The organism is Photobacterium sp. GJ3, assembly GCF_018199995.1.
In the GTDB taxonomy this organism is placed as follows: Bacteria; Pseudomonadota; Gammaproteobacteria; order Enterobacterales; family Vibrionaceae; genus Photobacterium.
Genome location: NZ_CP073578.1, coordinates 829,077 through 842,928 on the forward strand (window position 1 = coordinate 829,077; position 13,852 = coordinate 842,928).

The window sequence follows — 13,852 nt, forward strand, 5'->3', positions numbered from 1 at the left end:
CCGTTCCAGTTGCCAACAACACGTAACCGCCTAGGGCAGGGCGCAGCAAACCCACTCAACCGTAGAAATGCCCAATCTGGTTGAAAGTGGTCGAGTTTGCAGTGTCTATCGGACTGCTATTCTATTCATGAGTAATGCTATGTTTGTAAATGACCTTACATCCATCTTCTGCGATGTGAATGCAAGGCTTTGGAGAGAATGAGTCTATGGCGCAGTTGGCTGACAGTCCGATCATTCACGGGGGCAACCGGTAACTGCGCAATGCCCCTTAAACCCTGTCACCCAAGGCTGCCTGACTCAGTTTTTGTTTGATCTCATTCGGGGTCATAGTGTCGAGGGGGAGCCGGATCATTGTATCGATATGATGTTTCAGGAGCTGGGTTGTTTCTTCACAGGCTTTTTTCTGTTCCTGCGGGTTGCTGCTGACTGCCAGTGGGTTCGGTAAATCCCAGTTGATCCGGACGCCGCCGCCCAGCCAGTTCGGGCAGGGTTCGTCGTGCAGGGTATCGCAAACGGAAATGATGATATCCGGATGAAAGCGGGTCATTTCTTCCCATGATTTACTGCGGAAATCATCGGGATTCAAATTCATTTGTTCGAGGTAGATCCTGATTTCCGGTGAAATGCTGCCTGTGGGATCGGTGCCTGCGCTGGCAACTTCAAAACTGGCAGGTAAAAAGCGCCTCGCCACAGCCTCAGCCAGGATACTTCTGCACGCATTATGACAACAAACAAACAGCACTTTCATGGCTTCACAACTCCTCTGCGGGCCGTCCTTTCGTTAAAAATAGACTAATTCAGGCCCGTGAAGTTTTTGTGACAGCGGCAATTAACGGATCAGTGCATCCTGAGCGGATTTTAAGACATCGACAATAGGGGCTGCGCGGTTATGGCGGCGGATGTCGGCAAACAGATCTTTTGCCTGCGGGTACTCATGGCGCAGGTAGGCAAACCACTGTTTCACCCGGTTCGGGTAATACAGGCCTTTGTCGCCTTTGATTTCGTACTCTGAGTATTTCAGCAGCAGGGTCAGTACCTCTTCCCAGATCATATGGGTGTGATTATATTTGACGACATTACCCAGATTTGGAAGATTCAGTGCGCCCCGGCAGACCATCAGCGCATCTGCTTGTGTGGCAGCCATGCACGCCAGCCCATCCTGATGATTCCAGACTTCGCCATTGGCAACGACAGAAATGGCGGCCTTGGCTTTAACCTGTTGGATATAATCCCATTTGATGGCTTCTGCTTTGTAACCGTCTGCTTTGGTACGGGCGTGAATCGTCACTTCATCGGCTTTCGCGCTGGCAACGGCATCGACGATTTCAAAGCAGTGGGCCGGGTCATCCCAGCCTAACCGGACTTTTGCGGTTACCGGCAGACGCGGATCGACGGCTTCGCGCACACTTTTTACGATCTGGTACATGAGTTCAGGCTCTTGCAGCAAAACGGCGCCCCCGCGGCTTTTATTGACCGATTTTGCCGGACAGCCGAAGTTGATATCAATGCCCGGCGATCCTAAAGATGCCGCCAGATCAGCATTTTCGGCCATCCATTCAGGTTCCTGACCCAGTAACTGAACACGTACAGGCGTGCCCGCTTTGGTTGTCCCGCCCTGTAATAACTCCGGGCAAAGGCGATGGAAGACACTTTTGGGCAGACGTTGATCGATGACGCGCACAAATTCGGTCACGCACAGATCATAGTCGTTGATTTCGGTCAGCATTTCCCGCATCAGGTGGTCAAGGACACCTTCCATCGGGCCAAGTATCAGTCTCATAGCCTCAGAGTACAACAGTCATTTCAAAGAGGCGTGGATTGTAATGTGGAAAGGGACAATTGTCACCCGATGCGCGAAACCGGCTTCAAGCCGGAGGTCAGGATTCGTGTTGTGCGCCGCCAAAGGGCGGGCGTCTGAGTGCATTGCTGCGAATAATCCGGGCCTTCTCAGGGCTGTGTTGAGTGACTCAATTCCCAGTTGCAACATGGCTGCTGCGACATCTTCAGCAGCAATCGGAGTTAGTGAGGACAATGGACCTATTAAGAGGGGAGAAAGGGTGTCCAGAATTTTCAGTGACATTTCTTCACCGGGACGGGGCGGTGTGCGTTCACCGGACAGTGGACCGGGGCGCACAATAATACAGTGTGAAAATTCCAGCGCAGCGACCGCCTGTTCCATTTCGGCTTTACAGCGCAGGTAGAAAGAGGGGGAGTAGCGGCTGGCACCCAGGCTGGAAATCACCACCAGGGTCTCAACGCCCAGTTGTCGCATATTGCGCGCGACGGATTTGACCAGTTCAACATCAACGGCCCGCAGCCCATCTTTACTGCCGGCACTTTTCAGGGTTGTCCCTAAGCAAATCAGCCCAAGTTGCGGGACCGGGTCCTGTTCGTCCCATTCTGTAATTCTGAGTTCCGGGTGAACCAGCTGAACCAGATGTTTACTGCGATAAGGTAAGGCGGAGCGCGACAGGGCATAGACGTTGCCGATCGTTTCACTGCCCAGCAGTAGGTGTAAGAGTTCATTGCCGACCAGTCCGGTGGCCCCGGCAATGATAGCGCTGATGGGGTGTGACATCCCGGTTACTCATTTTAAATAAAGTGTCCGTGTATTTTTGCGCTGATTAGACTGAAAATTCAACATAAAATCGTCACGTTGGCGACATTTTTGGGATGCGTTATACTCGCCGCGATACCTAAAGACAGGAAAAGACCATGACCACACTGATCGCCCTTTCTCCGGACTGGGATGGAATGCCGCCTGAATTTATCGAAGGCGCATTACTGGCAGCCAATGCAAACCCCAGTGCCATGGAACCGGAGCAATGGTTACCGGTTCTGATACATGGCGGTGTGTCGGAAGATGAACCGACGTCTGTCAGTCGTGAAGACAAAGCCGCGATACTGTCGCATTTTGAAAATCAGTATCTGCACATCAAAGCCGGTGAATACAGTTTGCCTGAGACCTTACAGTGGCAGGATGCTGAAGGTGTCACGGAAGCGATGGGGTACTTTGCGGAAGGATTTCTGGCCGTTTGGCCTTATGTGGAACCGAACTGGGCTGAACGGAGCATGTCTGACGGCACGGCGCGGATGCTGTCTGCTCTGCTGACGACGTGCATGCTGATGATGGATGAGGCGGATACGCTGGCGCAGATGCAGGAAGCGGGGATTGAAGGGATGCCGGAGCCCGAGGCGATGTATGCCAGCCTGCCGCTGATGATCACCGAAGTTGTGATGGCTGCCGATGAGCTTCAGCAGGGGGCAGTGCGGCGCAGTCGGTCAATCCTTACAAATCCGTCGGCCGGAATGATCCATGCCCGTGCGGCAGTGGTAAAAAATTCAAGCAGTGTTGCGGCAGTCATCCGTCATGAATCAGGAGGCATCAAGCCTCCTGTTTTTTCATTTGCTGATGTTGAATCAGTTGTGAGAGTGTACTCGGTTACCGTTTTTGGCAAACTGGGACAGCACAATCACGGCCCAGGCGATCAGGTTGGCGGCAAAAATAATGACCAGCCACTGCGGCATCGACTGGCCCAAGAATTGCCAGACTACTTTGCTGCAATCCCCATAGGCTTCAAACAGCCACGGCATCCACTGATTCAGCGGTGCCCAGGACGGTAACTGTACAAACAAATCGCAGGTCGCAAAGGGAGAAGGATTAAACTGATAACCGACATGCTCCTGAGCCAGCGAAAATCCACGCCAGGCACTGTATCCCCAGAGCGCCAGACCCGCCCAGCGAAACACTGGTTTGTCTGGTGCAATCACACCCACCAGTGCCGCAATCCCGATGCCAAACATCGCAATGCGTTCATAAATACACATCACACAAGGTGCAAGGTTCATGACGTGCTGAAAGAACAGAGCACACCCTTCAAAGAAGATGACAAATAGCAGTAGCAGGAGCCAGGACAGGCGTCGCTGGCTGAAGGTTTTTAACAGTTGCATGTATGTCTCTCGGTCTGTATTTCCCTTTCATCCAGCATGGACTCCGGGGACAAAAAGCAAAAGGGTTGCTTGCGCAATGGCAAACAACCCTTGTTTCTCAGTAATTTGCTTTAGCTATGACAACGTAGAGAACCAGAAATTCCCTTTAGTGTCCAGCGGCAGGCGCCAATTGTGGAATCACCTCACTGGCTGCGGTAAGCCAGCCCTGCTGGTACATCCAGTCTGTCATTGGAATCAGTGTCAGCTCAATGCCCGCTAGGCCAATCAGAGACAGTACCAGCGTATACGGCAGGGCCATATACACCATGCGACCGTAAGATAAACGAATCAGCGGTGCCAGTGCAGACGTCAGCGCGAACAGGAATGCCGCCTGGCCGTTCGGCGTGGCGACGGATGGCAGGTTGGTCCCTGTATTGATGGCGACTGCCAGCATATCGAAGCGCTCGCGATCCAGCATGCCGTCGATCAGCGCAGATTTGACCTCGTTGATGTATACCGTGCCCACGAAGACGTTATCCGACACCATGGAAAGCAGGCCATTTGCGATGTAGAACATGCCCATTTGCGCACTACCGTCCATTTCCAGGACGGCGGTAATGATCGGGCTGAACAGCTTCTGCTCGATAATGACGGCAACGATGGAGAAAAATACGGCCAGCAGTGCGGTAAAGGGCAGGGCCTCTTCAAAGGCTTTTCCAAGTGAATGCTCTTCGATGATGCCGGTAAATGCAGTAGCCAGAATGATCACGGTCAGACCGATCAGGCCAACCGCAGCAAGGTGCAGCGCCAGACCCACAATCAGCCAGACGGCGATGATGACCTGAATCCAGAGCTTGGCCACATCCAGATTGGTGCGACGTTTGCGTTCTTCGTTGTCGAAATCAATCAGAATCTTACGGACATTTTCCGGCAGCTTCGCGCCGTAGCCACAGATGCCAAATTTCTCAACCAGCACACAGGTCAGCATGCCGCAGAAGAATACCGGAATGGTCACCGGCGCCATGCGCAGGAAGAACTCCCCAAACTGCCAGCCAGCCTGATTGGCAATGATCAGGTTCTGTGGTTCACCAACCATGGTCATCACACCACCCAGTGCGGTCCCCACACCAGCATGCATCAGCAGGCTTCGCAGGAAGGCACGGTAGTTTTCCAGATCGTCGCGGCTCAGTTCATGAATATCATGGTCAGACGTATGATCATGCGCTGCATGCGGCTCCTGACCGGACGCGACTTTATGATAGATACTGTAGAAACCTGTGGTCACGCTGATCACGACAGCTATCACGGTCAGTGCATCCAGGAATGCCGACAGGAATGCAGCCATAATACAGAAAGACAGGGATAACAGAACCTTAGAACGGATACCGATCAGGATCTTGGTGAAAATGAACAGCAGCAGCTGCTTCATAAAGTAGATACCAGCCACCATGAAGATCAGCAGCAGTAACACTTCAATGTTTGCCACCAATTCATGCTTAACCAGTTCTGGTGTGGTCATCCCGATGGCAACTGCCTCAATTGCCAGCAGACCGCCGGGTTGCAGCGGGTAGCACTTCAGGGCCATAGCCAGTGTGAAGATAAATTCCACCACCAACAACCACCCGGCGACAAAAGGGTCAATCAAAAAGAAGACGATCGGGTTGATCACCAGGAAGGCGATGATAGTGAGCTTATACCAGTCGGGCGCTTTGCCCAGAAAGTTTTTAATAAACGCGTTCCCTAGCGTGATAGCCATGTTGTTAATCTCTTGTTATTTATTGATGCCATCTTTCAGCACGCAAAAAAACAGCCTGAACGACACATCGTTTGGCTGTAGCGTGTTGAATTTGATAGCAGGCCGCTTCCATTCAAGGCTGTCTATTTGATAGGCTGCCTTTGTGTTATTGGCCGCAATTTTAACTGATTGTATAAATTGATTGTTAAGCTGTTAATATTTCGTAACACAAAATTATGGCATTGACGCAAGCGTTCAACTACCAAGGTTTAGATTGTAACAGAAATATTTTGAAATATATTCGTTAGAACAATAAGTTGGGATGCGGGTCTGAAAGCAGCAGAATACTCCATTGTTAACCAGCTTCAAATCTGCAGGTGGCAACGTTTCTACTCGGCCATAACTAGTGGTATGATGAGTTCATAAAAGATAGCAAGAAGCAAGATTGGAAATCTAACTGATGGTTATAAAGGCTGACAGCCCAGCAACATTTGCTGAAAAATACATCATTGAGAGCATTTGGAATAATCATTTCCCGCAGGGGTCAATTCTGCCTGCTGAACGTGAGTTATCCGAGCTGATTGGTGTAACGCGCACAACTTTACGCGAAGTGCTTCAGCGCTTGGCTCGAGACGGGTGGCTGACAATTCAGCACGGTAAACCCACCCGTGTGAACAATTATATGGATACATCCGGACTGAGTATTCTGGATACGCTGATTACGCTGGACGGCCAGGATGTACAACGTGTTCTGGAAGATCTGCTTTCGGCCAGAACCGATATCAGTAGCGTGTATATGCGCTATGCGGTGAAGTCAAACAGTGAGAAAGTCAGTCAGTTACTGGATTATGTGATTCATTCCTGTGAACATCTGCTGGCTGCAGAGAGCTTCGAATCTTTCGTTGAAAGCAGCGATACAAAAGCTGAGTTGCTGCTGGAAGTGAGAAAGATCGTCGATAAATACGGCAAAGATGATCCGGAACTCTGTGAGCAAATCTGCCGGGCACGTGCGTTTAACTATTTTGATTACCGGATGTTCCAGGGGATGGCGACACACTCAGGAAACATCCTGTATGTACTGACCATCAACGGCCTGCGTAAGATTTACACCCGGGTTGGCGGTTACTATTTTATGAACCGTGAAGCCTGCGAGCTGGCACTGAGCTACTACCGTGATCTGAAAGCCTTCTGTGATAACCATCAGCCTGAGCTGGTGGCAGATCGGATTCGCAAATATGGCCGTGACAGCGGTGCGATTTGGTACAGTAACCGGGTAGAAATCGCTCGCTTTTTGCACGAAGAAGAGCAGTAAATACGGGCTCGAGAAGAATTTGCAAAAAACTGACATGGGTCAGCACCCAACAGAAAAGAGAGGCAGATGCCTCTCTTTTTTTATCAGTCGAACATAGAACAGGGTCAGATATCAGTGGTGTAGCTGCTTCCCCGGACGGGGCAGGCCGCCAGAATATGACTTCTGCCATCGCTGAGCTCTTCTTCCAGAATGACGTCAAATCCCCACAGTCGATGCAGATGCTTTAGAACCTCGTTATAGCTGTCTGCCAGCGGGATACGATTGTGCGGTACATAACGCAGGGTCAGTGAACGGTCGCCCCGCAGCGCCACGTTCCAGACCTGAATGTTCGGCTCATTATTGCTCAGGTTGTACTGTGACGAGAGCTTTTCACGAATGGCCCGGTATCCTTCTTCATTATGAATGGCATCAACTTCGACATAGTTATTTCTGTCATCATCATCCACAGCAAAAAACTTGAAGTCTCGCATGAGTTTCGGAGATAAAAACTGACTGATAAAGCTTTCGTCTTTGAAGTTTTCCATGGCGAAATGCACGGTATCCAGCCAGTTTTTCCCGGCGATGTCCGGAAACCAGTATCTGTCTTCTTCGGTCGGGTTTTCACAAATGCGCCGGATGTCCTGGAACATGGCAAATCCCAGTGCATAAGGGTTGATCCCATTGTAATACGGGCTGTTGTAACTTGGCTGGGCAACCACATTGGTGTGGCTGTGCAGGAACTCGATCATAAACCGGTCTGTGACCAATCCTTCATCGTACAGATGATTCAGGATGGTGTAGTGCCAGAAGGTGGCCCAGCCTTCATTCATCACCTGCGTTTGCTTTTGCGGATAGAAATACTGGCTGACCTTTCTCACAATCCGGACAATTTCACGCTGCCAGGGCTCCAGAAGCGGAGCATGTTTCTCGATGAAGTACAGAATATTTTCCTGCGGATCTGAAGGAAAACGGATTTCTTCATGCTCATTGTCTTTTTCTGCATGGGTCGGGATGGTTCGCCAGAGGGCATTGACCTGAGTCTGAAGATAATCTTCCCGGGCTTTCTGCCGGGCTTTTTCGACAACCAGTGAAATCTTCTGAGGCCGTTTATAACGATCCACACCGTAATTCATCAGCGCATGACAAGAGTCGAGTAATTTCTCGACGTCTTCTTCACCATACTTCTCTTCACATTCGGTGATGTACTTCCGTGCGAAGAGGAGGTAATCAATAATGGAGCCTGCATCCGTCCAGGTTTTGAACAGATAGTTGCCTTTGAAAAATGAATTGTGCCCATAACTTGCGTGTGCCATCACCAGGGCTTGCATGGTAATGGTGTTTTCTTCCATCAGATAGGCAATACAAGGCTCGGAGTTGATGACAATTTCATAGGCCAGTCCCATCTGACCGTGCTTATAACCGCGCTCCGTTTCAATGAAACGTTTCCCGAAAGACCAGTGATGATAGTTAATCGGCATCCCAATACTGGAATACGCGTCCATCATTTGTTCGGCAGTAATGATCTCAATCTGATTCTGATAAGTATCCAGACGATAATGATTGGCCACCCGCTTGATTTCTTGGTGGTAATCTTCAAGCAGTTCGAATGTCCAGTCCGGACCATCACTGAGTGCCTTTTGTTTGGTGTCTGTTACCATAACCTACTCCCACATCGGCCAATTCGCTCAGTCCCTGAGTGTCTGCAAAGCGGGCGAGGTTGCATGTCGCCCGTTTTAGTTCTCGGATTAATGGACTTGTTTCTTAAACAGCTCCCGGAAGACCGGGAAGATGTCATCCACGCCCCGAATATTCTGCATGGCGAAGTTGTCATGACCTCCCAGCAGCGATTCGTATTCCCGCCACAGTGTCTGGTGTGCTCTGCGGGTAATTTCGATATAAGCGTAGTAACGAGACACCGGAAGAATATGCTTGTTCAGCAATTCACGGCAACCCGGTGAGTCATCAGCCCAGTTATCCCCATCCGATGCTTGCGCAGCATAGATGTTCCATTCCGAAGGCGAGTAACGTTTTTTCACGATTTCATCCATCAGGCGGAGGGCGCTGGAAACAATGGTGCCCCCGGTTTCCTGTGAATAGAAAAATTCGTGTTCATCAACTTCTTTCGCCTGCGTGTGGTGCCGGATAAACACCACTTCCACATTTTTATAGGTTCGGGTCAGGAACAGATAAAGCAGAATGTAGAATCGTTTCGCCATATCCTTAGTCGCCTGATCCATGGAGCCGGAGACGTCCATCAGGCAGAACATCACAGCCTGGCTGCTGGGCATCGGACGGCGTTCGTAGTTTTTGTACCTCAGGTCAAAGGTGTCAATGAAAGGCACGCTGCTGATGCGCTCACGCAAGGTCTGAATTTCTTCTTTGACCCGCTGCTCATCAAAAGGCTGTGCTGGTTCTGTACTTTGTAACCGATCCAGTTCCTGCTCCAGTTCACGAAGCTGGCGGCGTTTGGCTGCGGTCATTGCAGTACGGCGTGCCAGTGAATTCTGCAAGGATTTCACAATGGCAATATTGGCCGGAACACCGCTCGACTTATAGCCAGACCGGAACGTTTTCCACTCCACAATCTTGTTGAACTGGTTTTTCTTCAGATTCGGTAATTCCAGATCTTCAAACAGCAGATCGAGGTACTCGTCTTTGGAAATCTGGAACACAAAATCATCCTGACCTTCCCCGTCGGGGCTGGCCTGGCCTTCTCCTGAGCCCCCTGAACCAGCTCCCCCCTGGGGCCGCTCAATGCGGTCGCCAGGGCTGAACTGATCATTGCCAGGGTGCACGATTTCCCTGTGCCCACCACGTCCCTGATGGAAAGCAGGTTCACGGATGTCGCGCGAAGGGATTGAAATACTCTCGCCGCTATCTACATCCGTGATGGAGCGCTTATTTACTGCATCAGCAATCGAGTCTTTGATCTGTTGCTTGTGCCGGCGTAAAAAGCGCTGCCGGTTCACCGTACTCTTATTTTTACCGTTGAGCCTGCGGTCGATAAAATGCGCCATAAGCTCTCCCCCTTAATCATCATCCATCTATTACGATGACTTCCGTACGCGCAGATACCATTCGGACAGCAGGCGTACTTGTTTGCGGGTATAGCCTTTTTCCATCATACGAGCCACAAAGTCGTCGTGCTTCTTCTGCTCCTCCGTGGAGGTTTTTGCATTGAACGAGATGACTGGCAGTAACTCTTCAGTGTTCGAGAACATTTTCTTCTCGATCACGGTGCGCAGTTTCTCGTAGCTGGTCCAGTTTGGATTTTTACCTTCATTACTGGCCCGGGCACGCAGTACAAAGTTGACGATTTCGTTCCGGAAGTCTTTCGGGTTACTGATCCCGGCAGGCTTCTCGATTTTTTCCAGCTCGTTGTTCAGGGCCGCGCGGTCGAATAACTGACCGGTTTCCGGATCACGGTATTCCTGATCCTGAATCCAGAAGTCGGCGTAGCTGACATAACGGTCGAAAATGTTCTGACCATACTCAGAGTAGGACTCCAGATAGGCGGTCTGAATCTCTTTGCCGATGAATTCGACATATTTAGGGATCAGATAACCTTTCAGGTGCTCCAGATATTTTTCTGCAAATTCCTGCGGGAACTGTTCCCGTTCAATCTGCTGCTCAAGGACATAGAACAGATGAACCGGGTTCGCTGCGACTTCTGAGTGATCAAAGTTGAAGACCCGGGACAGAATCTTGAACGCAAACCGCGTCGACAGGCCTGACATCCCTTCATCAACACCTGCGTAGTCGCGGTATTCCTGATAGGACTTCGCTTTCGGATCCGTGTCTTTGAGGGTTTCACCGTCATACACCCGCATTTTCGAGTACTGACTGGAGTTTTCAGGCTCTTTCAACCGTGACAGCACAGAGAAGCGGGCCAGAATATCCAGCGTACTTGGTGAGCAGGGTGAATTGGCCAGTTCACTGTTCATCAACAGTTTTTCGTAGATCTTAATCTCTTCCGACACACGCAGACAGTAAGGCACTTTCACGATGAACACACGGTCCAGAAAGGCCTCATTGTTTTTGTTGTTACGGAAGGTCTGCCATTCGGATTCGTTGGAGTGGGCCAGAATAATGCCTTCAAAAGGTAGCGCAGAAAGCCCTTCGGTCCCGTTGTAGTTCCCTTCCTGAGTTGCCGTCAGCAGTGGATGCAGCACTTTGAGGGGTGCTTTAAACATCTCCACGAATTCCATCAGACCCTGATTGGCCTTACACAAGGCACCGGAATAGCTGTATGCATCCGGATCGTCCTGTGCAAAGTGCTCCAGCTGACGAATATCCACTTTACCGACCAAAGAAGAAATATCCTGGTTGTTTTCATCACCGGGTTCGGTTTTCGCAATCCCGACCTGATGCAAAATGGACGGACGCACTTTCACCACTTTGAACTTGGTGATATCTCCACCGAACTCTTTCAGGCGTTTGGCCGCCCAGGGCGACATAATGGTGTTCAGATAGCGCTGAGGAATGCCGTATTCTTTATTCAGAATTTCGCCGTCCTCTTGTGGATCAAACAAGCTGAATGGATGGTCATTGACCGGGCTGTGTTCACCGTTTGCGGTCAGTACGTAAATGGGCACTTTCTGCATCAGGCTTTTCAGTTTTTCAGCCAGAGAAGATTTACCGCCACCCACAGGACCCAGTAAATAGAGAATTTGTTTACGTTCTTCAAGGCCTTGTGCGGCGTGTTTCAGATAAGACACGATTTGTTCAATCGCTTCTTCCATGCCATAGAAGTCTTCAAACGTTTTATAGCGCGAGATGACACGGTTCGAGAAGATACGGCTCAAGCGTGGATCTTTCGCGGTATCAATCATTTCCGGTTCACCAATGGCCATCAGAAGACGCTCTGCAGCGTTCACATAGGCACTGCGATCGTTACGACAAATTTCAAGGAATTCCTGCAATGAAAGCTCTTCATCCTTGGCTTCTTCATAGCGATGACGATAGTGGTCAAAAATACTCATGGTATGCCCCCTGAATCGTTCTTCAATCATTTAGAAAGGACGAAATCATCAATCTTTCACATCCCTCACAACTAAGACTAGACCTAACGAATGAATTTGCTTTAGTGAGTGATTGGTTTTGCTATAAATTTCATTGAAATGTGTGGTCGGACCGGGCAAAAATGAACCTGCCCTCAAAGCTACTATCCTCCTATCAACAGGGATCTGCAAGCCATCTGCTCAAAAAAACGTCAATCTTGCTTCCCTGATTCAGGGGATTTCAATCGTGGTCTGAATGAAAAGTGTGTTTGGGGGGCGAAGGCGTATTTTGTGGTGGTTCATCGGGTGAATGGTGTTCATTTCGGTTGAAAGTGACGCATGAGGTGTATATTGCAGTGAAAGATGTCTTTTTTTGAGGGGGAGGATTTTGATGCCTGACTGTTTCAGCGATAGGACGCTGAGCCTCAGGAATCCTCATATGCTTAAGCTGTGCTTATTTTTTGAGCTAAATCAACAGCTCTGACGTAAGCTAGAAAAGTGTAGCTTGAGGGGAGAGTGATTCATGCCAATTTCTCGGGTTGATACGGTGTCGATTCCAGTCTCGGATCAAAGTCAGGCGCTTCTTTTTTACCGTGATGCGCTTGGATTCGAGTTGATCAGGGATCATCAGGCGGACCGTCATAAACGATGGATCCAACTGGCACCAAAGGGCGCAGAGACGACCATTAGCCTAGTCATGCCTTTCGGGGGAATGCAGGCCGGTTCCGTTCAGGGGCTGGTGGTTCATACGGACGATATCACGTCGACCTATGATGAACTGACCAACCGGGGGGTGAGCCTGTCAGAGATTGTCACCTTGATGGGGGGGCGGTTTGCAACCTTCAATGACCCGGATGGCAATGGCTGGGTGCTGATTGAAGCGGACGGCACCATGCAAGCCTGACCGGGCCCAGATACCGTCATTGGAAATTATTCTGTCAGGCTCAATTGATCTGAGCCTGATGTCTTACTCGGCGCCGATTTCGGTGCTGAGATGATGCGATTGTCCCGGTTCAAGCACGATCCCTGTACCTGAAAGAGCGGATTCCACACACACCATCGTGGTGTAACCTTCCGGGGTCATATCGACCATACTGGCAGCGCCCGCTTGCCAGGGGTTCCAGACGACGGCGCTATCGTGTCCCTGATTCCGGATTTTCAAACGTCGGTACAGTTGTGGATCTTCCAGATGAATGGTCGATTCAGCGCGATTGTAGATGCGGTCAACTGCATCATCGAACTGTAAGGTGCCATTTGACGGAAGACGCTGCTGGTTTGCCAGGCCATCCAGATATTCATTCCCCAGTCCGGATAAAGTCGTTTGCATGATGTCACCAACCGCCAGATACGTGTGCAGGGCACCGGACATCCGCCACGGACGTTGGTCTGTGTTGGTGCTGGTCAGTTGCACTTTCAGAGTTTTATCCAATTCAAAATGAAGGCGATTATGAAAGCGATAGGGCCAGATGGCCTGTGTTGTCGGAGAATCATGCAGCGTCAGCGTTACTGTGACATGGCTTTTCTGGTCGTTAAAGCTTTCGAGTTCCCAAAGGCTGGTGCGGGCAAAACCGTGGGATGGGGTCGCCGCTTTCCCAAACCAGGGCCAGCAGATTGGAATCCCGCCCCGCAATGCAGACGAACCTGAATAATCGGCGGCTTCACTCATCCAGATCATCGCCTGATGCCCTGTGGGCTGAAAGCTCAAGAGATGGCCGCCAAACAGAGAGATCGCAGCCTGACACTGGGGATGAAGAATACGTATCACGTCGATACCATCCAACCGGCACAGGCTGATGTGTTCTGAAAGCACAGTGGTAGTCGGGAGCTGACGTAAATCCATAGCGGGTTCCTTTTTTGAGCCAATCTTAGCAGAGAACTGATTTTACAGACGAGCAA

The 13,852-nt window shown here is 50.4% G+C and carries 11 protein-coding genes and 1 pseudogene; 3 read left to right on the forward strand and 9 right to left on the reverse strand.

Translation table 11 applies throughout. From position 1 onward, the window contains the following. Positions 1–268: 268 nt before the first annotated feature. The 3 genes from KDD30_RS03745 to KDD30_RS03755 all read right to left on the reverse strand — a co-directional run bounded on the left by KDD30_RS03745 (position 269) and on the right by KDD30_RS03755 (position 2,578). Positions 269–748, reverse strand: a complete 480-nt coding sequence (locus KDD30_RS03745) for an arsenate reductase ArsC (protein WP_211647459.1) — start codon at positions 746–748, stop codon at positions 269–271. An 81-nt stretch (positions 749–829) separates the two neighbouring features. Continuing rightward, a complete protein-coding gene (dusC, locus tag KDD30_RS03750; protein ID WP_211647460.1) occupies positions 830–1,780 on the reverse strand; it encodes a tRNA dihydrouridine(16) synthase DusC in 951 nt (316 codons plus the stop codon). A gap of 18 nt (positions 1,781–1,798) precedes the next feature. Continuing rightward, entirely contained in the window at positions 1,799–2,578 is a 780-nt protein-coding gene (locus KDD30_RS03755) for an NAD(P)H-binding protein (protein WP_211647461.1), read from the reverse strand. Between the two features lie 137 nt (positions 2,579–2,715). Between KDD30_RS03755 and KDD30_RS03760 the strand changes: the two are divergent. After that, positions 2,716–3,374: pseudogene (locus tag KDD30_RS03760) on the forward strand (UPF0149 family protein). Between the two features lie 46 nt (positions 3,375–3,420). Here KDD30_RS03760 and dsbB read toward each other — a convergent pair. Next, complete coding sequence (dsbB, locus tag KDD30_RS03765; RefSeq protein ID WP_211647462.1) at positions 3,421–3,951, reverse strand: disulfide bond formation protein DsbB; 531 nt, start codon at positions 3,949–3,951, stop codon at positions 3,421–3,423. Between the two features lie 145 nt (positions 3,952–4,096). Then, complete coding sequence (nhaB, locus tag KDD30_RS03770; RefSeq protein ID WP_211647463.1) at positions 4,097–5,686, reverse strand: Na(+)/H(+) antiporter NhaB; 1,590 nt, start codon at positions 5,684–5,686, stop codon at positions 4,097–4,099. A 439-nt stretch (positions 5,687–6,125) separates the two neighbouring features. Here nhaB and fadR point away from each other — a divergent pair, with 439 nt between their 5' ends. Beyond that, a complete protein-coding gene (gene fadR, locus KDD30_RS03775; protein WP_211647464.1) occupies positions 6,126–6,977 on the forward strand; it encodes a fatty acid metabolism transcriptional regulator FadR in 852 nt (283 codons plus the stop codon). 104 nt (positions 6,978–7,081) lie between these two features. Here the strand turns inward: fadR and KDD30_RS03780 are convergent, their stop codons facing one another. The 3 genes from KDD30_RS03780 to KDD30_RS03790 form a co-directional block, all read right to left on the reverse strand. Next, positions 7,082–8,614 carry a SpoVR family protein gene (locus KDD30_RS03780; protein ID WP_211647465.1) on the reverse strand — a complete coding sequence of 511 codons (1,533 nt, stop codon included), beginning with the start codon at positions 8,612–8,614 and terminating at the stop codon, positions 7,082–7,084. Positions 8,615–8,701: 87 nt separating this feature from the next. After that, entirely contained in the window at positions 8,702–9,973 is a 1,272-nt protein-coding gene (locus KDD30_RS03785) for a YeaH/YhbH family protein (protein WP_211647466.1), read from the reverse strand. Between the two features lie 30 nt (positions 9,974–10,003). Further along, positions 10,004–11,938 carry a PrkA family serine protein kinase gene (locus KDD30_RS03790; protein WP_211647467.1) on the reverse strand — a complete coding sequence of 645 codons (1,935 nt, stop codon included), beginning with the start codon at positions 11,936–11,938 and terminating at the stop codon, positions 10,004–10,006. A 541-nt stretch (positions 11,939–12,479) separates the two neighbouring features. Here KDD30_RS03790 and KDD30_RS03795 point away from each other — a divergent pair. Next, positions 12,480–12,860, forward strand: a complete 381-nt coding sequence (locus KDD30_RS03795; RefSeq protein ID WP_211647468.1) for a VOC family protein — start codon at positions 12,480–12,482, stop codon at positions 12,858–12,860. Between the two features lie 63 nt (positions 12,861–12,923). Here KDD30_RS03795 and KDD30_RS03800 read toward each other — a convergent pair whose 3' ends face one another. Then, positions 12,924–13,796: a D-hexose-6-phosphate mutarotase gene (locus tag KDD30_RS03800; protein WP_211647469.1), complete on the reverse strand. Its 873-nt coding sequence runs from the start codon at positions 13,794–13,796 to the stop codon at positions 12,924–12,926. Between the last annotated feature and the right edge of the window lie 56 nt (positions 13,797–13,852).